At 62.7% G+C, this 18,442-nt stretch carries 18 protein-coding genes; 14 read left to right on the forward strand and 4 right to left on the reverse strand.

The features are described 5' to 3' along the window. Window positions 1-93: 93 nt before the first annotated feature. The 10 genes from LFT43_RS01680 (at window position 94) to LFT43_RS01725 (ending at window position 9,287) form a co-directional block, all read left to right on the forward strand. Window positions 94-1,383 (forward strand): adenylosuccinate synthase, encoded by a 1,290-nt coding sequence (locus LFT43_RS01680; RefSeq protein WP_059388506.1) that lies wholly within the window; start codon window positions 94-96, stop codon window positions 1,381-1,383. A 389-nt stretch (window positions 1,384-1,772) separates the two neighbouring features. Further along, complete coding sequence (locus tag LFT43_RS01685; RefSeq protein ID WP_395800643.1) at window positions 1,773-2,327, forward strand: RNA polymerase sigma factor; 555 nt, start codon at window positions 1,773-1,775, stop codon at window positions 2,325-2,327. Then, window positions 2,324-3,196 (forward strand): hypothetical protein, encoded by an 873-nt coding sequence (locus tag LFT43_RS01690; RefSeq protein ID WP_395800645.1) that lies wholly within the window; start codon window positions 2,324-2,326, stop codon window positions 3,194-3,196. The genes LFT43_RS01685 and LFT43_RS01690 overlap by 4 nt, the downstream gene beginning before the upstream one ends. Window positions 3,197-3,271: 75 nt before the next feature. Further along, window positions 3,272-3,694: a CoA-binding protein gene (locus tag LFT43_RS01695; protein ID WP_395800647.1), complete on the forward strand. Its 423-nt coding sequence runs from the start codon at window positions 3,272-3,274 to the stop codon at window positions 3,692-3,694. 71 nt (window positions 3,695-3,765) lie between these two features. Then, window positions 3,766-4,614, forward strand: coding sequence for a polysaccharide deacetylase family protein (locus LFT43_RS01700; protein ID WP_395800649.1), 849 nt, complete (start codon window positions 3,766-3,768; stop codon window positions 4,612-4,614). A 26-nt stretch (window positions 4,615-4,640) separates the two neighbouring features. Then, window positions 4,641-5,042, forward strand: a complete 402-nt coding sequence (locus LFT43_RS01705) for an MmcQ/YjbR family DNA-binding protein (protein WP_395800651.1) — start codon at window positions 4,641-4,643, stop codon at window positions 5,040-5,042. Window positions 5,043-5,124: 82 nt separating this feature from the next. Continuing rightward, the gene (locus tag LFT43_RS01710; protein WP_395800653.1) at window positions 5,125-5,754 is read left to right on the forward strand and encodes a hypothetical protein; all 630 of its coding nucleotides are present in this window, start codon (window positions 5,125-5,127) and stop codon (window positions 5,752-5,754) included. A 208-nt stretch (window positions 5,755-5,962) separates the two neighbouring features. After that, window positions 5,963-7,372: an N-acetylglucosamine/diacetylchitobiose ABC transporter substrate-binding protein gene (gene ngcE / locus LFT43_RS01715; protein ID WP_395800655.1), complete on the forward strand. Its 1,410-nt coding sequence runs from the start codon at window positions 5,963-5,965 to the stop codon at window positions 7,370-7,372. After that, window positions 7,369-8,394: a carbohydrate ABC transporter permease gene (locus tag LFT43_RS01720; protein WP_395800657.1), complete on the forward strand. Its 1,026-nt coding sequence runs from the start codon at window positions 7,369-7,371 to the stop codon at window positions 8,392-8,394. The genes ngcE and LFT43_RS01720 overlap by 4 nt, the downstream gene beginning before the upstream one ends. Then, complete coding sequence (locus LFT43_RS01725; RefSeq protein WP_395800659.1) at window positions 8,394-9,287, forward strand: carbohydrate ABC transporter permease; 894 nt, start codon at window positions 8,394-8,396, stop codon at window positions 9,285-9,287. Before LFT43_RS01720 ends, LFT43_RS01725 begins: the two co-directional genes overlap by 1 nt. A 106-nt stretch (window positions 9,288-9,393) precedes the next feature. Here the strand turns inward: LFT43_RS01725 and LFT43_RS01730 are convergent, their stop codons facing one another. Then, window positions 9,394-10,251 carry a DUF1206 domain-containing protein gene (locus tag LFT43_RS01730; protein WP_395800661.1) on the reverse strand — a complete coding sequence of 286 codons (858 nt, stop codon included), beginning with the start codon at window positions 10,249-10,251 and terminating at the stop codon, window positions 9,394-9,396. An 81-nt stretch (window positions 10,252-10,332) separates the two neighbouring features. Here LFT43_RS01730 and LFT43_RS01735 point away from each other — a divergent pair, with 81 nt between their 5' ends. Then, window positions 10,333-10,626 carry a DUF503 domain-containing protein gene (locus LFT43_RS01735; protein ID WP_395800663.1) on the forward strand — a complete coding sequence of 98 codons (294 nt, stop codon included), beginning with the start codon at window positions 10,333-10,335 and terminating at the stop codon, window positions 10,624-10,626. Between the two features lie 82 nt (window positions 10,627-10,708). Here LFT43_RS01735 and purL read toward each other — a convergent pair whose 3' ends face one another. Genes purL through purS form a run of 3 tightly spaced genes read right to left on the reverse strand, consistent with a single transcriptional unit; the run spans window position 10,709 to window position 14,032 of the window. After that, the gene (gene purL / locus LFT43_RS01740) at window positions 10,709-13,027 is read right to left on the reverse strand and encodes a phosphoribosylformylglycinamidine synthase subunit PurL (RefSeq protein ID WP_395800665.1); all 2,319 of its coding nucleotides are present in this window, start codon (window positions 13,025-13,027) and stop codon (window positions 10,709-10,711) included. After that, window positions 13,024-13,779, reverse strand: coding sequence for a phosphoribosylformylglycinamidine synthase subunit PurQ (gene purQ / locus LFT43_RS01745; RefSeq protein ID WP_395800667.1), 756 nt, complete (start codon window positions 13,777-13,779; stop codon window positions 13,024-13,026). The genes purL and purQ overlap by 4 nt, the downstream gene beginning before the upstream one ends. 1 nt (window position 13,780) lies before the next feature. Beyond that, window positions 13,781-14,032 carry a phosphoribosylformylglycinamidine synthase subunit PurS gene (gene purS / locus LFT43_RS01750; protein WP_028265707.1) on the reverse strand — a complete coding sequence of 84 codons (252 nt, stop codon included), beginning with the start codon at window positions 14,030-14,032 and terminating at the stop codon, window positions 13,781-13,783. A gap of 318 nt (window positions 14,033-14,350) precedes the next feature. On the opposite strand from purS, the gene LFT43_RS01755 reads away from it, so the two are divergent. From LFT43_RS01755 to LFT43_RS01765, 3 genes are all read left to right on the forward strand, one after another. Then, window positions 14,351-14,536, forward strand: a complete 186-nt coding sequence (locus LFT43_RS01755; protein ID WP_395800669.1) for a hypothetical protein — start codon at window positions 14,351-14,353, stop codon at window positions 14,534-14,536. 136 nt (window positions 14,537-14,672) lie between these two features. After that, window positions 14,673-14,963, forward strand: a complete 291-nt coding sequence (locus LFT43_RS01760) for a DUF1540 domain-containing protein (RefSeq protein WP_395800671.1) — start codon at window positions 14,673-14,675, stop codon at window positions 14,961-14,963. 281 nt (window positions 14,964-15,244) lie between these two features. Next, window positions 15,245-18,418, forward strand: a complete 3,174-nt coding sequence (locus tag LFT43_RS01765; protein WP_395800673.1) for a S8 family serine peptidase — start codon at window positions 15,245-15,247, stop codon at window positions 18,416-18,418. Window positions 18,419-18,442: the final 24 nt, after the last annotated feature.

Below are 18,442 nucleotides of genomic sequence, written 5' to 3' on the forward strand. Positions count from 1 at the left end.
GGCAGGACCGAAAAGATTCGGGGCGTTCTCATGTACGGCGCTGAGCCTTGGTGATCCCGCCAGGACCGGCCCGAAAGAATGGGGGAGGATCCCATGCCCGCTATCGTGATCGTCGGAGCCCAGTGGGGCGACGAAGGCAAAGGCAAAGCAACCGACCTGCTCGGTGGCCGCGTTGACTACGTGGTCAAGCCCAACGGCGGCAACAACGCCGGGCACACCGTGGTCGTCGGAGGTGAGAAGTATGAGCTCAAGCTCCTTCCTGCCGGCATTCTGAGTCCCAACGCGATTCCGATCATCGGCAACGGCTGTGTGGTCAACCTTGAGGCGCTGTTCCAGGAGATCGACGGATTGGAAGCCCGTGGCGCGGACACTTCGCGTTTGCGCGTCTCAGCCAATGCCCACCTCGTGGCGCCGTACCACCAGGTGTTGGACAAGGTCACGGAGCGCTTCCTCGGCAGCCGCGCCATCGGCACCACCGGTCGGGGCATTGGCCCGGCCTACATGGACAAGGTTGCCCGCTTGGGCATCCGCGTCCAGGACGTCTTCGACGAATCGATCCTCCGCCAGAAGGTGGAGGGCTCGCTGCGCCAGAAGAACGAACTCCTGGTCAAGGTCTACAACCGCCGTAACGTGGTGGTGGACGAGATCGTGGAGTACTTCCTGTCCTACGCCGAACGACTGCGGCCCCTGGTCATTGACAGCACCCTGGTCCTCAACAATGCGCTGGACGAGGGCAAGGTGGTCCTCATGGAAGGCGGCCAGGCCACGTTCCTGGATGTCGACCACGGCACCTACCCGTTCGTGACCTCCTCCAACCCGACTGCCGGCGGCGCGTCCGTCGGCTCAGGCATCGGACCCACGCGGATATCGCGCTCCATCGGCATCATCAAGGCCTACACCACCCGTGTTGGCGCCGGTCCGTTCCCCACTGAGCTCTTTGACGAGATGGGCATGTACCTGCAGAAGACCGGTGGCGAGTTCGGCGTGAACACCGGCCGTCCGCGCCGCTGCGGTTGGTACGACGCCGTCCTGGCCCGCCACGCATCCCGCGTCAACGGCTTCACGGACTACTTCGTCACCAAGCTGGACGTGCTGACCGGGATCGAGCAGATCCCCGTCTGCGTGGCCTACGACGTCGACGGCGTCCGCCACGACGAAATGCCTATGACCCAGACGGAGTTTCACCACGCAGTTCCGATCTTCGAATACTTCGATGGCTGGACCGAGGACATCACCGGCGCAAAGACCCTGGAAGACCTCCCCGAGAACGCCCGCCGCTACGTGTTGGCCCTTGAGAAACTCTCCGGCACCCGATTCTCCGCGATCGGGGTCGGTCCGGACCGCGACCAGACGATCGTGGTGCACGACCTCATCGAGGACTAGTCACCAAAGCTGAATGACGACGACGGCGAGCCGCCTCCGGGGCGGGTCGCCGTCGTCGTTTTGGCGCCTGGAAGCCCGGAAAACACCCTCCAGAAAAAACTTTCGGAATCCGCGTAACCCTTTGGGGTGCCCCGACGATTACCCCTTTGAAAGGCCGAGCTGAAATTTGTCCCCCATCAGGTTTCAGCTCGGCCCTTTTCATGTCTGAAGGGGTTTCGCGGACGTGCAGAGACCGGGAGAGGCGAGCCTCCGGAACTGAAAGCTGGTCCTTGGGCATCATGGGAGCAACGGTTAAGCTAGGTGAGGTTGTCCGGCCGTGCGGCGTTTCGGCGGCAACGAGGATCTCGCTTAAATCCGGACATTTGTTCCCCAACGAAAGCCACGCTTCTGTGACCGACGCTTTGACCGATGCAGCCTTGCGCGCCCTCCGGGGCCGGGAGGCTGAACTGTTCAGTGCCGTCTACCAAGCCTTCGCGGGCCAGGTGCTCGGCTACCTGACTGCAAAAGGCGTCTCGGATCCGGAAGCTGTCACACAGGACGTCTTTCTTGCCGTCCTGCCACGGGTTGAGACCATCACTGGTGGCGTCAGTGGCCTGCGGACATTTGTATTTTCGGTAGCCCATGCCCGAATGGTGGATGACCACCGTCGTCAAAGCAGGGCGCCGGAGCACCACGAGTTTGAACCTGAGCGTGACACGCGCCAGTCGAGTTCGGCGGAAGCCGAAGCGATGGAGCGTGTGGCGCCGGGCGAAGTCATGGCGCTGTTGGATGTCCTTCGGGAAGATCAGCGCGAAGTCCTGACGCTTCGCATCGTTGCCGGCCTGACGGTGGATCAGGCAGCCGAAATCATGGGGAAAAGCCAAGGCGCAGTCAAGCAACTGCAGCGCCGGGCATTGAATGCACTCCGCGAGCACTCGGTAGTAAAGGAATACGTGGCCCCATGATGCGTTGGGATTGCAAGGACATTGACCGTGACGCGATCATCCGCGAGCTCATGCTCGAGGCTGGGCTGACGGACGCTCCCGAGTTCGCGGATTCCTTGAAAGCACTGGAATCGTTCGCGTCCATGCCCGCGCCGGTCCCCGGACCCGCGCTTGCCGCGATGCTTGCTGGTTCCGCGCCGGCGGTCGGCCCCGTCGCTGAAGTTGGCGCAGCCCCCGGAATCGGGACCGCCGCTGGTGACCCGACGGACGAACGTCCCGTCGACGAGCTCGGCAAGCGTCGTCAGCTGCGCAAGCACCGGCCTGTCGTCATTGGTGCCGCCGTCCTGACCGCTATGGGCTTGGGCATCGGGGGCGTAGCGGCCTCGAGTTCCGGATTTAGCAAAGGAACTCCTGATTTCATGCAGTCGCTGATCTCCGGCTGGGCGCCGGGCTGGACCACCGCTCCGCCATCGTTGGTACCTCCAGCCCCCGCCGGCGATACCCCGAAGGTCACCACACACCCGGCACCCGTTGATGTGCCCGCTCCTGCCGTGGCGCCGGAGCCCGCCATCCCACCTGTCCCCGAGGCTGCCGTACCGCCTGTGGTTGAGCGTTCCTCGGACCCAGTGCCGCCGTCAGCCGTGGATCCCGCGGAAGCGAAGGATTCACCGACGCAAGGAGCCGGACGGCCCGAAGCGCCTAAGACGGTGCACACCGAGCCCAGGACGGATTCCCAGGGCGCATTCAAGCAGACGGCGGACACCTTGCCCAAGTGGAGTAGCAACGATTTCCGGGATGGACTGCAGCAGATCCTTCAGGACAGCAAGGCCGATCTCACAGGAAAGTCCCAAGGAGCGTCCTTGCGCTGGCTCTTCGGACTGGCCCGCTAGCTCGGCCGCACAGCCAGAATCCCAATCAATAATTCGGCCAAGAGGCCCGTGTAACCACGGGAGTAGGCTGGGGGTATGACACACGTCAACGATCCGGCAGTCATTGACCGGCTTATGCGAACAAAGGGCCGCTGGGCAATTGTCGGACTCAGCACGAATGAGTGGCGCTCCGCATTCGAAGTTGCTCTCTACATTCGCGACACCATGGGCATGGAGATCGTCCCGATCAACCAAAAGGGCGAGGACGTCCACGGCGAAACCGGCTACAAGTTCCTCGCCGACGTGCCCCTCGAACAGCCGATCGACGTCGTCGATTGCTTTGTGAATTCTTCGCGCGTTGGCGGCGTGGTGGACGAGGCCATTGCGGTCGGAGCGAAAGCCGTGTGGCTCCAGCTCGGCGTGATTGATGAGGATGCCGCGGAGCGGGCAAAGGCAGCGGGTCTGGACGTGGTCATGAACGCTTGTCCGGCGCAGGTGGGCTGGCGCAGCGACAACTAGCGGCGCCTCCCGTTAGCCGGTCGCTGTTATAGTCCGGGGGGCAATCACCCGAATTCGAGACCAGGGAACCTATGTGTGACGACCACCCCTCCACTGCCAGCCGACGCACGGCGCTCGGTTTTCTCGGGGTGTCCCTCGCGGCCGGGCTGGGGGCGTGCACGGCTCCGGGAAACCCGTCCGTAGAAAGCCCGACCGCGGTTCCCGGCAGTGCGGGCGCCGCGCCGTCGTCGTCCGCATCGCCGAGCGCCGCAACGAGCCCTACGCCTGGCCCCGGTGTCCCGAAGCGGCTACGGCGCTCCTTTGTCCCGGACTTTACGCTGCCGCCCATCCAAGGCGGGCTGGCTCCCGTGATCACCAAGATCCCCACCAAACATCCCGTGGTGTTCCTGACGATCGACGACGGACAGGTCAAGTCCCCGGATAGCGTCCGTCTCCTCGCGGAGAACGACTATCCGGCCACACTGTTCCTGACGAGCAACACGGTCCGCGACAACCCCGCGTTCTTCAAGGCGTTCATGGCGCAGGGGAGCCTGGTCGAAAACCATACGGTGAGCCACAACGTCAACATGACCACCCAATGGGGCTACCAGCGGCAGCTTGATGACATCACCGGCATGCAGGAATTCGCCGTGCAGCAGTACGGCCGCAAGCCCACCCTGTTCAGGCCGCCCGGGGGTTCCTACTCCACTGCTATGAGGCAAGCCGTGGCTGCCGCCGGCCTGAAGGCGATAGTTACCTGGGAGGCCAAGGCCAACTCCGGGCGCATGGACTACCAATACGGCAATTCGCTGCGGCCTGGCGACATCGTCTTGATGCACTTCCGCCCTGAATTTGCCGCCGATTTTGCGGCATTCCGTTCCGCGCAGGTCGCCGCCGGCCTGGAAGTGGTGCTTCTGGAGGACTTCCTGGGCGTTGTGTGAGGCAGGGTCTCCGCTAGTCTCAGTGCATGGATGCTGCCACCCTTCGCCGAATCTGCCTTGGCTTCCCCGGGGTTTTTGAGGACTTCCCTTTCGGCCCGGAAACATCGGTTTTCAAGGTCCGTTCCGCCGTATCCGCGGGAGCCAAGCAGGAAGGAAAGATGTTCGCGGCCTCCGCCATGGACAACCGGAACCTGGCGGTGAGCCTCAAATGCGATCCTTCCTTGGCTGTGCAATTGCGCGCGGCCCATCCGGAAATCACCGGTGCTTGGCATATGAACAAGACGCACTGGAATGGCGTGCGCCTGGATGGCGCCCTCCCGGACACCATGGTCCGGGACATGGTGGAGGACTCGTATGACCTAGTAGTTTCGTCGTTGAGCCGCAAGCAGCAGGAACAGTTGGGCTGGGCTCGCCTCACCAAGGGGTAACACGCGGACCCCGTCCTCCGCTTCGGTTAGATTGTGAGTGCACCGCACCTTCCAGCGCCCCGAAGCAATCAGGAGGAGCCAGATGCTTGAACAAAAGACCCTCGATGAGCTGTGGAATTTTGAGGACCCCGCACTGTCGGAAGCCCGCTTCCGCGAAGCCATGGCGGATCCTGCCTACGATCCTTTTGAACGGGCCGAGCTAGCCACCCAATTAGGCCGCTCCATCGGTCTGCAGGGCCGCTTCGAGGAGGCGGACGCCCTCCTGGACGGGATCGACGCCGAAGAGGAGCCTACCCTTGCGGTGCGGATTCTCCTGGAACGCGGACGCTTGCTCAACTACGCGGGCCACCCGGCCATGGCCGTTCCGCTCTTTGAGCAGGCGGCCGAATTGGGGGACCTCTTGGGCGAAGATTTCCTCGCCGTGGACGCACTCCATATGCTGGCCATCGCGGACTCCGGCCACCAGGAATCATGGACGCGAAGTGCGCTCGAGTACGCCTCCGCCGTCGAGGATCCCCGCACCAAGCGGTGGATGGTTTCGCTGCACAACAACCTCGGTTGGGCGATGTACGACGACGGTCGCCGCACCGAGGCGATGGTGGAGTTCCAGCTCGCTGAGCAGTGGGCTGAGCGGGTAGGAACCGAGCAACAGCGGCAATGGGCGCGCGAGGCCGTTGCCGAGTGCGCAAAATCCTTGAATTTACAGGGCTAAACAGGCAAAACAACCCTCCGGAAGGGCGGTTTCGTCAGGTCACATTTTGACAAAAGTTGATTGAAACTGCCCTCAAATATTGCTTTTCAATCACTCGTGGTGAAGTATGTCACACGAAGGGCGCGTCGCAACGGCGGTGCCCGGACCGATCCACTGCCGGCCGAGGCGCCGTCAGAGTCGGTACTACGAGTCTCTGGAGGGTTTTAGGATGAACGTTCAGCAGCAGTCCTTTGCACGTCGTGGTTTCCTCCGCGGCGCGCTTGCCGCGGCCGTGCTTGTGCCGTTGGCCGGCTCGATGGCCTCCTGCGCAGCCGGAGGCGGCGGAGGATCCACCGGTCCTACGGGGACCGTTTCAGATGCCAATCCGTTCGGTATGGCAGACAAGTCCACTGTTGACGCCGTGATCTTCAAGGGCGGCTACGGAATCGACTATGTTGACTTCGCGGGCAAGGCCTTCGAAAGCGCACATTCGGGTTCCACCGCCAAGATTGCCCCCTCGACGGACATCGCGCAGGAACTCCAGCCGCGATTCGTTGGAGGCAACCCGCCGGACTTGATCGACAACTCCGGCGCCAAGGCAATCGGCTTCAGCACCATCCTGGCCCAGCTTGAAGACCTCACCAGCGTGGTCAACGCCAAGAACCTCGAAGGCAAGGTCATCAAGGACACCCTCTATGGCGGTGTGCTTGCTCCGGGTACCTTCGAAGGCAAGCTGGCCGCCCTGAACTACGTGCTGACCGTCTATGCGATGTGGTACTCCGACGCCCTGCTCAAGGACAACGGCTGGTCCGTTCCCAAGACCTGGGATGAAATGTATGCGCTCGGCGAGCAGGCCAAGGCCAAGGGCAAGTACCTGTTCGTTTGGGGCAAGGAAGCCGCCACCTACTACCAGGAAATGGCGATCGCTTCCGCTATCAAGGAAGGTGGACACGATGTCCGTCTGGGCCTTGAAAACCTCAAGGCAGATTGCTGGTCCCACCCGGCACTCCAGAGCGTCTTCACTGCCATGGGAAAGATCGTCAAGGCCGGGTTCTTCAAGCCCGGCGGTTCCGGCACGCAGTTCACTGCGGCGCAGGCGCAGTGGAGCAACGCCCAGGAAGCAGTGTTCTATCCGTCCGGCTCGTGGATCGAGAACGAGATGAAGGACCAGACCAAGGCCGGCTTCAAGATGACCGGCGCCCCGGTCCCCTCAGTGACCACAGGCTCCAAGCTGCCGTATACGGCACTCCACAGTGCAGCAGGCGAGCCGTTCGTGGTTCCTTCGCAAGGCAAAAACGTCGCCGGCGGCAAGGAACTGCTCCGCGTCATGCTGTCCAAGGATGCAGCCACCAACTTCGCCAAGACCAAGCTGGCCCCCACCATCGTCAAGGACACCGTTCCCTCCGATGGCTTCGGATCCACGGCTTTGGTCTCCCAGACCAAGCTGCTCGGCGACGCTGGGGACAACATCTACACCTGGAACTTCATCGACCTCTACGGCACCAACAAGGACCAGTTGGTCGTGTGGAACACGTTCCTCGACGGAAAATCCGACGTCGCAACCCTGACGTCGGACCTGCAGAAGATCACCGACAAGGTCCGTAACGACAGCTCGGTCAAGAAGATTGAAGTGAAGTGACTTCAGTGAAAGCAAAAACACTCCGGCTCGGCGACGGTGCGTCCGCCGTCGTCGTTCCGGACACCGCACCACCCGTCTACAAGAGGCGGCGCAAGCCCCTGACGTTCGACAAGATCAGCTTCTTCGTGGTCTTCCTCGGCCTGCCCCTGGCCATGTACATCCTTTTTGTGATCTCTCCGTTTGCCCAGGCGTTCTACTACTCCATGACGGACTGGAGCGGTTTCTCGCCCAACATGAATTTCACGGGTTTCCAGAACTACCAGAAGCTCTTCACGGATGACATCTTCATGAAGGCCATGGGGAACAACATCCTGCTGGTCATCTTCCTGCCGATCATCACCATCATCCTCAGCCTGGTGCTGGCAACCTTGGTGACCGTGGGAGGCAGCAGCAAGGGCCAGATCAAGGGTCTGCGCAACTCGAGCTTCTACCGGGTTGTCTCTTTCTTCCCCTACACGATTCCTGCCATTGCGATCGGCATCATGTGGGGCCAGATCTACGATCCTTCCGGAGGTCTGTTGAACGGCATCCTCACGTCCCTGGGCATGGACCAGTTCAAGTCCTTCGCCTGGCTCGGTGACAAGAGCACCGCCATGATCGCCACGATGTTCGTGATCGTATGGGGCTTCATCGGCTTCTACATGGTGTTGTTCGTCGCCGGTATCAAGGGCATCCCGGCAGAGCTGTTTGAGGCGGCCAGGATTGACGGGGCTGGACGTTTCCGCACTGCCGTGTCCATCACCATCCCGTTGATCCGGGACAACATCCAGACCGCCTACATCTACATGGGCATCCTGGCGCTCGATGCGTTCGTCTACATGGCCGCCCTCAACTCCGGCGGCGGCCCGGACAACTCCACCTTGGTGATGTCCCAGCAGCTCTTCTTCACCGCTTTCACCAAGGGCCAGTTCGGCCTGGCCAGCGCCATGGGCGTTGTGCTGGCCGTAGCCACCCTGATTTTCTCCGGCCTCGTGTTCCTGGTCAACAGGCTCACGGGTGGCGACAAGGATGTGTCCCTCTGATGACTACCAAAATAGCCAGCCAGGAAATGAAGTCGCTGCACTTCAGCCCCCGCAAGCCGGCCATGACCACCGGCGACAAGGTGGTGGGCGCGGTTTCGCACACGGCCCTGACCATCTGGTCCCTGATTGTGATCCTGCCCTTGCTCTGGACTTTCATGTCCTCCTTCAAGACGTCCAGCGAAATCTTCGCCTCGCCGTTCGCCTTGCCCTCGCAATGGCGCTTCGATAACTACATCAGGGCCTGGAGCGAAGCCGGAATCGGAAGCTACTTCCTGAATTCGGTGGTTGTGGTGGGTTCGGCGCTCGTGATCGTCATGGTCCTCGGTGCTATGTGTGCGTACATCCTTGCGCGTTACACCTTCCCGGGCAGCAAAGCCATTTACTACCTGATGCTGGCTGGCCTGACCTTCCCGATCTTCCTGGCCATGGTCCCGCTGTTCTTCATCATGCGGAACATCGGCCTGCTGAACACTTTGCCGGGACTCATCCTGGTGTATGTCGGCTTTGCGCTTCCGTTCACCGTCTTTTTCCTGTTCTCCTTCTTCAAGTCCCTTCCCCACGAAATCACCGAGGCGGCTGCCTTGGATGGAGCGGGCGAGTGGCGGACGTTCTTCCAGGTCATGTTGCCGATGGCCAAGCCTGGGCTCGCTTCCGTGGCCATCTTCAACTTCCTTGGCCTGTGGAACCAGTTCCTGATTCCGGTGGCGATCAATGCAGCCGGGCCGCGCGTGCTCTCCCAGGGGCTGGCTGCCTTCGCCGGCCAGATGGGTTATGCAGTGGACTTCGGCGCCTTGTTCGCGGCCGTCACGGTCACCGTGGTTCCGGTGCTGATCGTCTACGTCATCTTCCAGCGTCAGCTTCAAGGCTCCGTGTCGCAGGGGACGTCCAAGTAGCACAACCAAGCTAAATAGGCGCCCGACGGCGGTTCTCACCTTTGGTGGGGGCCGCCGTCGTGCTCTCTGTCAGCGCCTGCTGCCGGCGTCGGGCGCGGGGGCCGCCTCAGAGCCGCTGATAACGGGAGCGGAACAGGGAGAAGACCCCGTAGGCCATTAGTCCGAGGCTGACGAACCCCAGCACCCATCCGCCAAAGGGTTGTTTCAGGAAGGCCTTGAGCGCCGAGTCGAGGCCGCCTTGTTGGGAGGGGTCGTGCGCCGCTGTGGCGATCAGGACGAGCAGCCCGACGGCGCCGAGAGCCACTCCTTTCGCGCAATAGCCCACCACGCCCAGCACCGCGAAGGCATCTCCAAAGAGCCCGGACGGTTTTCCGCGCAGGTTCTTTTCATACCTGCGTGTGATTCCCAAGAAGATGTAGGTGGCAGCAGCTGCCAGCAACGCCGCCCCGATGATCACCAGGAGGACAGTACCAGCGGTGCTGGACATGAGGTCTGCGCTGACAGTACGGGATTTTTCGCTACTACTGCTCGGACGGCTGAGCGCAAAACTGCCGAAGGTCACCGCTGCCGCGGCGAAGACGATCGCCTGCCCGGCTGCCCTGAGCCGTTTCATCCAGCGCTTGGAGCCCCCGCGCCCGCTCCACCCCATCACAGCGTCGCTCGCCATGTAAAGCGCGAGGACTGCGCATGCCACCAGACCCGCCCACAGAAGGACGGCGCCGCCAGGCGTGGCAGCCATCTGGCCCACGGCCCCGCTTTCGTCGGCTTGCCCCGATTCGCCCAGCGCGATCCCCAAGGCGATGACCCCGATCAGGAGGTGTATCAGCCCTAACGCGACGAAGCCGGCCCGCGCCACTACCCGGACGGTCCGTGAATCCTTGGCGTCATCGACCGCGTCGCCCACCGAATCGGCGCCCCGGGACACTGCATTGGCGGCCTTGTTCGTATGATCGTCTGTGCCCACGGAGCTCCTTTGGTCTGCCATCATCTTGCCACTGTGGGCTCCCGAGCGGGAGGGAGCGCGACCACTCGGTACCATTGGCGCATGTGGATCGCGTGGATCGAGTTCGACATCCTCCTCGGCGAGGTGCACAGCCTGAAGGAGAAACGCTCCCTCGTGCGTCCGCTGATCGCCGAGTTGAAACGACGCTTCGAGGTCTCTGCCGCCGAAACCGGGCACCTGGATCAGCATCGCCGGGCCCTCATCGGCGCTGCCGCGGTGGCGCCGGACAGGGCGCACCTTGTGGAGGTGCTCGACGCCGTCGAACGCTTTGTTGCCGCCCGCCCCGAACTGGACCTGCTGAGCGCCCGACGCCGGGACCTCCACAGCGAGGACTGAAAACACAACGCGGGGTCATCTACGGCCCATCCTGAGGGGATTCTTGGGCCGTAAGTGACCCCGCGTTGGGGGTTGCCAGGCGTTAGCCGAAGTACTTCGGCAATGTGGCCTCGTGGGCTTCGCTGAGAGCGTCCAAGAACAGCTCATCCACGCCGTTGATCTCCAACGTGCCGCTGGCAGCGTCGACTACACCGATCCGGAGGTGGGCGAAGCCGCGAGCGGTGCACATGTCCTTGAACCGGACTTCCTCGGAGCGCGGGACGGACACGATGGCCCGTCCCTGGGACTCGGAGAACAATGCAGTGAACAGGTCCACGCCGTCGCGCTCCACCAGTTCGTCCAGCGCAATCCGGGCGCCGACGCCGTAGCGAAGTGCAGACTCCACCAGCGCAGCGGCGAGGCCGCCCTCGGAGAGGTCGTGCGCGGCGTCGATCATGCCGTCGCGCGAAGCGTTGATGAGGATCCCGCCCAGCTGGCGCTCGATGGACAGGTCAACCTTCGGCGGCAAGCCACCGAGGTGTCCGCGCAGGTTGGACCATTCCGAGCCGTCCAGCTCCGCGGCTGTGGTGCCCAGGAGGTAGATGGCCTGGCCATCTTCCTTCCAGCCGGACGGGGTACGGCGCGCGACGTCGTCGAGCTTGCCCAACACGGCCACCACGGGGGAGGGATGGATCGGCACGGTACCCGTCTGGTTGTACAGCGAGACGTTGCCTCCAGTGACCGGTACGCCCAGCTCCATGCAAGCGTCGGACAGGCCACGAATGGACTCGGCCAGTTGCCACATCACGTCGGGATCCTCGGGGGAACCGAAGTTCAGGCAGTCGCTGACAGCCATCGGCACGGCGCCGGAGGTGGCGACGTTGCGGTACGCCTCGGCCAGCGCCAGCTGTGCACCGTGGTACGGGTCGAGGTAGGTGTAGCGGCCGTTGGCGTCGGTGGCCAGGGCGACGCCCAGGCCGGTTTCCTCGTCCACGCGGACTACTCCGGCGTCGTCCGGGAAGGCCATGGCGGTGTTGCCGCCGACGTAGCGGTCGTACTGCTTGGTGATCCAGGCCTTGCTGCACATGTTCGGCGAAGCAATGAGCTCGGTGACAGCGGCGGCCAGTTCCCCGGAGGTCGAGGGACGGCCAGCGTCCTGCACGGAGCCCGTGAAGGTATCGGCCTGGACGGAATCCTGCCATGAAGGGCGTGAGTACGGACGGTCATAGACCGGACCGTCGTGGGCAACGGTGCGCGGGTCGACGTCGACAATGACTTCGCCTTCCCACGTGATGATGAGGCGGCCGGTATCGGTCACCTCGCCCAGCCAGGAGTACTCCACGGCCCACTTGTCCATCACCGCTTCGAAAGCGGCAATGTTCTCGGGGGTGACAACGGCCATCATGCGTTCCTGGGACTCGGACATCAGGATTTCGCCCGGGGTCAGAGTGGGATCGCGCAGCAAGACCGAGGTCAGCTCAACCTGCATGCCGCCGTCGCCGTTGGAGGCGAGCTCGGACGTGGCGCAGGAAATGCCCGCCGCGCCGAGGTCCTGGATACCCTCAACCAGCGAACCCTTGAACAGTTCCAGGCAGCACTCGATCAGGACCTTCTCAGCGAAGGGGTCGCCCACCTGGACGGCGGGGCGCTTGGATGGCTTGGTGTCGTCGAAGGACTCCGAGGCCAGCACCGAGGCGCCGCCAATACCGTCGCCACCGGTGCGTGCACCGAACAGGACCACTTTGTTGCCCTTGCCGGAGGCGTTGGCCAGGCGGATGTCCTCGTGGCGCATGACGCCGACTGCCAGCGCATTGACCAGCGGGTTGCCCTGGTACACGGAGTCGAACACCATTTCGCCACCGATGTTCGGCAAGCCGAGCGAGTTGCCATAGCCACCGATGCCAGCCACAGCGCCGTGCATGACGCGGGCGGTATCCGGGTGGTCGATAGCGCCGAAACGCAGCGGATCCATCACGGCAACCGGACGGGCGCCCATTGAGATGATGTCCCGGACAATGCCGCCTATGCCGGTTGCGGCACCCTGGTAGGGCTCCACGAACGACGGCGAGTTGTGGGACTCGATCTTGAACGTCACGGCCCAGCCGTCGCCGAGGTTGGTGACGCCGGCGTTTTCGCCGATGCCCACCAGCATGTCCTTCTTCATCTCCTCGGTGACCTTCTCGCCGAACTGGCGCAGGTGGTTCTTCGAGGACTTGTAGGAGCAGTGCTCGCTCCACATCACGGAGTACATGGCCAGCTCGGCACCGGTGGGGCGGCGGCCCAGGACCTTGACGACCTCGTCGAACTCGTTTTGCTTCAGGCCCAGTTCGGCCCAGGGGAGCTCGGTGTCCGGGGTCTTGGCTGCGTTCACGACGGTGTCGATGTTGAACTTCTTGCCGACGGTTTCAGCTGAGGTAGTCACTGTGCGCCTCCCACGATCTTGTTCAGGACGGAGGTGAAGAAGCCCAAGCCGTCGGTACCGGCATTGGACTCCGGACCGAATCCGGGCTCCACTGCGTGCTCCGGGTGCGGCATGAGGCCCACTACGTTGCCGGCAGCGTTGCTGATGCCGGCGATGTCGCGGCGTGAACCGTTCGGGTTCCAGCCGACATAGCGGAACACGACGCGGCCCTCGGCCTCAAGGGCGTCCAGGGTCTTGTCGTCCGCGATGTACTGACCGTCCTGGTTCTTCAGCGGAACAGTGATTTCCTGGCCTGCCTCGTAGTCCGAGGTCCACAAAGTGGTGTTGTTCTCCACGCGCAGGACCTGGTCGCGGCACAAGAACTTCAGGTGGTCGTTCTTGATCATGGAGCCGGGCAGCAGGTGCGACTCGGTCAAGATCTGGAAGCCGTTGCAAATGCCCAGGACAGGGAGCTTGGCGTCGCTGTTGGCAGCATCAATAATGCGGGACATCAGCGGCGCGAAGCGCGAAATGGCACCGGCGCGCAGGTAGTCGCCGTAGGAGAATCCGCCTGGGATGACCACGGCGTCCACATCTGCCAGCTCGGTGTCCGCGTGCCAGAGCGCGACGGCGGTGCCGCCTGCCAGGCGTACCGCACGGGCGGCGTCGCGGTCGTCGAGGGTGCCGGGAAAAGTGACGACGCCGATCTTGGCCCCGACCAAGCGGGGCTCGACGGCGACGGGGGCTCCGCCGATCAAAGGAAGTTCAGTCATGTCAGGCCTCGACGACCTCGACGTTGACGACGTCTTCGATCACCGGGTTGGACAGCAGGGTCTCGGCAGCTTCGCGGGCCTGGGCGAGGATGGCGTCGGTCACCTCGCCGTCGACCGTCAGTTCAAAGCGCTTGCCCTGGCGGACTGCGCTAAAGCTGGTGAAGCCGAGGCGGGGCAGCGCGCCCACGATGGCCTTCCCCTGCGGGTCCAGAATCTCGGGCTTGGGCATGACGTCGACGACGATCCGGGGCATCCGGTAACTCCTGTGCGTGAGCGTTGGTTAAACCTTGGTTAAAGGCTGCCGCGGAGTGGTGCCGTCTCACGCCGGAACCGCATCCGACAGCGTTCAGCGACAGTGTTTGGATGCAGTGTCTTACGGAATAAGGGGGGCGCTCCGCGAGCTTGCACGCCCATTCTACCGGCCAAATCGCTACATGCCCTATTTGCGGGAGATCGGTGAAGAGGCCTCGCCGACCGCGCCAATTCGCGACGGCGGCCTTCCGCCGTCGGGGTTTTTCAATGCCCGACGGCGGCTATGGCTCGCCGTGGTTTGGGTCACTAGGATTGCGGCATGGCCGAGAACACTAAGTCGATGGTTTTGCCCGTGGTCCTTGCAGCAGTTTTTGCCGGCCTGGGGAGGATGGTTTTCCAAAGGATCATTGCAGACCGGGCTGCCCGGGAAAACCGTATTTCCGTGCCGCCGGATGCTTCGACAAGGGCCAAAATCAGCGACGCGTTGCGAGGGATCCATTCTTAGCGCGGCCTGTCCGCTGACACCACGTGAAGGGCAATAGGGTACGCGCAAATGCGCTAATCTCCCGGGTTAAAGGCGTGTATTCGGGAGTAGCTTGGAATTGCTGTCAAGGAAATTCCCGATCCAAGCAGGAGGAGCAATGACCGAGCACGTCGCCGAAGTGTCCGCATGCAGCGTTGGCAGCTGCGGATTCAACCATCATGGCTGTACCGCCTTCGGGATCACGATTGGCGGAACCACGGACCACGCGTCCTGTGCCACCTTCATTGACACCACGCTCATGGGAGGACTCCCCAAGGTCTTGGCGCATGTCGGTGCCTGCCAGCGCTCCGAATGCACCCACAACAACAACCTCATGTGCGAGGCCCACGACGTCCGGATCGGCCCTGGTGCAGAGGCCGCTGATTGCCTGACGTACCAACACGCCTGAGGCTCCTTTCAGTCCGCCTTCGTCATCAACAACTGAATATCCGCGCAGCGGGCACGTCCCCTCCCGACGGGGGCGTGCCCGCTGCTGCGTGCGGATGTATTCTGATGCCGAATGACATGACAAAAAACGTGAAATGTGTCCTATGTCATATTCCACTATCGCTCTGTACTCTATGAATCGACTGGACTTTACCTGTTTACAAAAACTGTCAATCGGCGTCCATCCTTGGTTGATTGATCTTGACATGACCGCCACGATCGCCCGGAAAGGTGCAATCACTCGTGAATTCACAAGGAAAGAGCTTCATTGGAAGCGGGGGGCTTCGAAAAGCTGCGGCGCTAGCCGTCGGACTACCGGTTCTGCTCTCCTCCGTGGCGTTGACGCCCGCACAAGCTGCGCCCGCTTCCGGCTCAACGGTCTTCGGATCAACGGTTGAGGGGGTTGCCCGGAATGTCGACCCCAAAACTTATCAGGATGGCCGATACGTCGTGGTGCTGGCAGAGAAGCCAGCGGCCACTTACGACGGCGGAACGCCCGGTTATGTGCCCACCAAACCGCAACCGGGCAAGAAACTGGACGTCGGCAAGGCCGAAGTGAAGCAGTATCAGGCCCACTTGCAGCAGAAGCAGCAGGAAGTGGCCAAGCAACAGAGCGTGAGTATCAATCACGACTACACCACAGCCATCAACGGCTTCAGCACCTCCCTTTCCGCGAACCAGGCCGTCAATCTCGCGAAGAACCCAGATGTTCTCCTCGTGGCCCCGGACACCCAGTCAGCTCCTGACTACTCCACCACCGATTTCCTCAACCTCAGTGGACCGAACGGGGTTTGGAACACCCAGTTCGGCGGCCAGGACCAGGCCGGCAAGGGCACCGTGGTGGGCGTCATCGACACTGGATACACACCCACCAGCAAGTTCTTCGCCGGCGATCCAGTCCAGCCGCTGGTAGGGGACCCGCAGGTAGGCGTCCCCTACCGCACGAGTGACGGCAAGATCGCCATGCTGAAGGCCAACGGAGATACCTTCGTAGGCGAATGCCAGAAGGGCACCGGCACCGGAGCGGCCTTTGACGGCACGGCCTGCAATTCCAAAGTCCTCGGCGCCCACTATTTCGCCGATGCCTTCCTGCAATCGGTTCCGCCAGCCCGACGGGGACCCCAGGAACAGATCTCGCCCATCGACGTGGCGAGCCACGGTACGCACACCGCCAGCACCGCCGCGGGCAACTCTGGTGTGGAGACTTTCGTAGATGGCCGAAGCTTTGGCAAGACGAGCGGTATTGCACCGGCCGCCAAGCTTTCGATCTACAAGATCTGCTGGGAAGACACCGACCCCAACTCGGGCGGCTGCTACAGCTCCGCGGCCATCTCTGCCATTGACCAGGCTATCGCCGACGGCGTGGACGTCCTGAACTACTCCATCTCCGGTGCCACGGACACCACCACGGATCCCGTCTCGCTGGCATTCCTCTCTGCCGCTTCGGCGGGCATCTTCGTCGCCGCGTCCGCCGGAAACTCGGGCCCCCAGGCCAGCACCGTGAACCACGGCGCACCCTGGATGACCACGGTTGCGGCTACCTCGTTCTCACAGGAGCTCCAGGGAACCATCGAATTCTCCGACGGCAGCAAGTTCCGCGGAGCCAGCATCATGAACCGCCAGGTGAGCGGGGCCGGCGTCGTGCTCTCTGCAAACGCCGCCTCAGGCGCCGGCAACGCGGCGCTCTGCGCACCTGGGTCCTTGGACCCGGCGAAGATCGCGGGCAAGGTAGTGGTGTGTGACCGAGGCGTGGTTGACCGCGTCGCCAAGAGCGCCGAGGTGCTCCGTGGCGGAGGTGTCGGCATGATACTCGTGAACCTCACCAGTTCTTCGCTGGACACTGACAAGCATTCTGTTCCCACAGTCCACGTGAATCCGCCGGCCACGAAGGCCATCAAGGACAAAGTGGGAGTCAACCCCGAAATTACTGTTTCCCTGGTTGACCACGACACCACCGGGCTTCCGCTCGAGGCACAGCCGCAGATCGCCGGATTCTCCTCCCGCGGCCCGCTCCTTGCCACCGATTCGGATCTGCTCAAGCCGGACGTTTCGGCTCCTGGTGTTGCCGTGCTGGCAGGTGTTTCGCCCATTGGGAGCAAAGGTGATGAATACGGATTCATGTCCGGTACGTCCATGGCGTCGCCGCACATTGCAGGTTTCGGAGCCTTGATCATGGCGAAGAATCCCGACTGGTCACCGGCAGCGGTCAAATCGGCCATGATGACGACGGCGAGTGACGTCAAGCTGGCCGATGGAACCAAGAACCAGGACGTCTTCGCCACCGGTGCAGGAGAGATGAACCCGGCCAGTGTGCTGGAACCGGGCCTGGTCTACGACGCCGGAACCGAGGACTACCTGAAGTTCATCCAGGGAACCGGCGTCGATCTGGGCATGCCGGGCCTTGGTTCCACCCTGCCGCGCGACATGAACCTTCCGTCGTTCGCCCTCGGAAACCTGGCCGGCAAGATCGAGGTCACACGTACGGTTACGGCCCTGACCCCGGGCCTGTACCGGGCCACGGCCAACGTCCCCGGCGTTGACGTCACGGTCACTCCGTCCGTGCTGAACTTCAACGAGGCCGGCCAGAAGAAGACCTTCAAGGTGACCTTCGAAAACCAGAACGCGGCACTGGGTACATTCGCGATTGGATCCCTGAAGTGGGAAGGCGCCAACAAGTCGGTGGTCTCTCCAATTGCGGTCCGTCCGCAGTCGGTGCTGGCCTCCAAGAGTGTCGCCTTCACGTCCCAGCAGGCAAGCGGATCGGCGGACATAAACATCGTCTCCGGTTCCGACTCGCCCACGGCCGTGACCGTTGACGGTCTCTCCAAGGCTGATTCCTCCGCCGCGGAGCTTGTTCCAGGTCCAGTGGCTGTGGCGAACAATGCCTCGAACTTCGTCAAGACCGCCACGGTTGCCCCCGGAACTGCGTTCGCGAAGTTCTCCGTGATTTCCTCCGATCCCACCGCGGATTTCGATCTCTATGTGTTCTCGCCGTCGGGGCACCTGTTCACGGCTGCCACTCCCAGCGCCAGTGAATCGCTCTCCCTCGACAACCCGGAGCCAGGGGAATACACCATCATCGCGAACCTGTCTGCCAGCCCCAATGGTCGGGCTACCAAGGCCAGCGTTGATGTCGCCATTCTGGGCGCAAACCAAGGCAACGCCACGGTAACGCCTAACCCGGTCAAGCTGAAGAATGGCAAGACCGGGACACTCACCTTTGCGTGGAGCGATCTGACTCCGGGCTCCTACCTCGGCCGACTCACGTTTGCCGGCACCAGCTCGCCGACGTTTGTGTCCGTCCTGGTCTCGGCAAACGGCAGCGTGTCCGTGGTGCCGAAGGATGAACAAGAGGGCGGGCATGGCAAAAGCAAACTCCAGAATGACGAAGGAGACCAATCAAACAACGCCCTTTGATGAGGCGATGATCCTCTGACAAGA

Source organism: Arthrobacter sp. FW306-04-A, from assembly GCF_044358315.1.
In the GTDB taxonomy this organism is placed as follows: Bacteria; Actinomycetota; Actinomycetes; order Actinomycetales; family Micrococcaceae; genus Arthrobacter.

Excerpts from the sequence above, each read along its gene's own strand:
- LFT43_RS01755 (WP_395800669.1), top strand. The coding sequence starts at position 14,351 with ATGGCCGAGAACACTAAGTCGATGGTTTTGCCCGTGGTCCTTGCAGCA.
- LFT43_RS01695 (WP_395800647.1), top strand. The coding sequence starts at position 3,272 with ATGACACACGTCAACGATCCGGCAGTCATTGACCGGCTTATGCGAACA.
- LFT43_RS01710 (WP_395800653.1), top strand. The coding sequence starts at position 5,125 with ATGCTTGAACAAAAGACCCTCGATGAGCTGTGGAATTTTGAGGACCCC.
- LFT43_RS01680 (WP_059388506.1), top strand. The coding sequence starts at position 94 with ATGCCCGCTATCGTGATCGTCGGAGCCCAGTGGGGCGACGAAGGCAAA.
- LFT43_RS01700 (WP_395800649.1), top strand. The coding sequence starts at position 3,766 with ATGTGTGACGACCACCCCTCCACTGCCAGCCGACGCACGGCGCTCGGT.
- LFT43_RS01705 (WP_395800651.1), top strand. The coding sequence starts at position 4,641 with ATGGATGCTGCCACCCTTCGCCGAATCTGCCTTGGCTTCCCCGGGGTT.
- purS (WP_028265707.1), bottom strand. The coding sequence starts at position 14,032 with ATGCCCCGGATCGTCGTCGACGTCATGCCCAAGCCCGAGATTCTGGAC.
- LFT43_RS01735 (WP_395800663.1), top strand. The coding sequence starts at position 10,333 with ATGTGGATCGCGTGGATCGAGTTCGACATCCTCCTCGGCGAGGTGCAC.
- LFT43_RS01760 (WP_395800671.1), top strand. The coding sequence starts at position 14,673 with ATGACCGAGCACGTCGCCGAAGTGTCCGCATGCAGCGTTGGCAGCTGC.
- purQ (WP_395800667.1), bottom strand. The coding sequence starts at position 13,779 with ATGACTGAACTTCCTTTGATCGGCGGAGCCCCCGTCGCCGTCGAGCCC.
- LFT43_RS01725 (WP_395800659.1), top strand. The coding sequence starts at position 8,394 with ATGACTACCAAAATAGCCAGCCAGGAAATGAAGTCGCTGCACTTCAGC.
- ngcE (WP_395800655.1), top strand. The coding sequence starts at position 5,963 with ATGAACGTTCAGCAGCAGTCCTTTGCACGTCGTGGTTTCCTCCGCGGC.
- LFT43_RS01690 (WP_395800645.1), top strand. The coding sequence starts at position 2,324 with ATGATGCGTTGGGATTGCAAGGACATTGACCGTGACGCGATCATCCGC.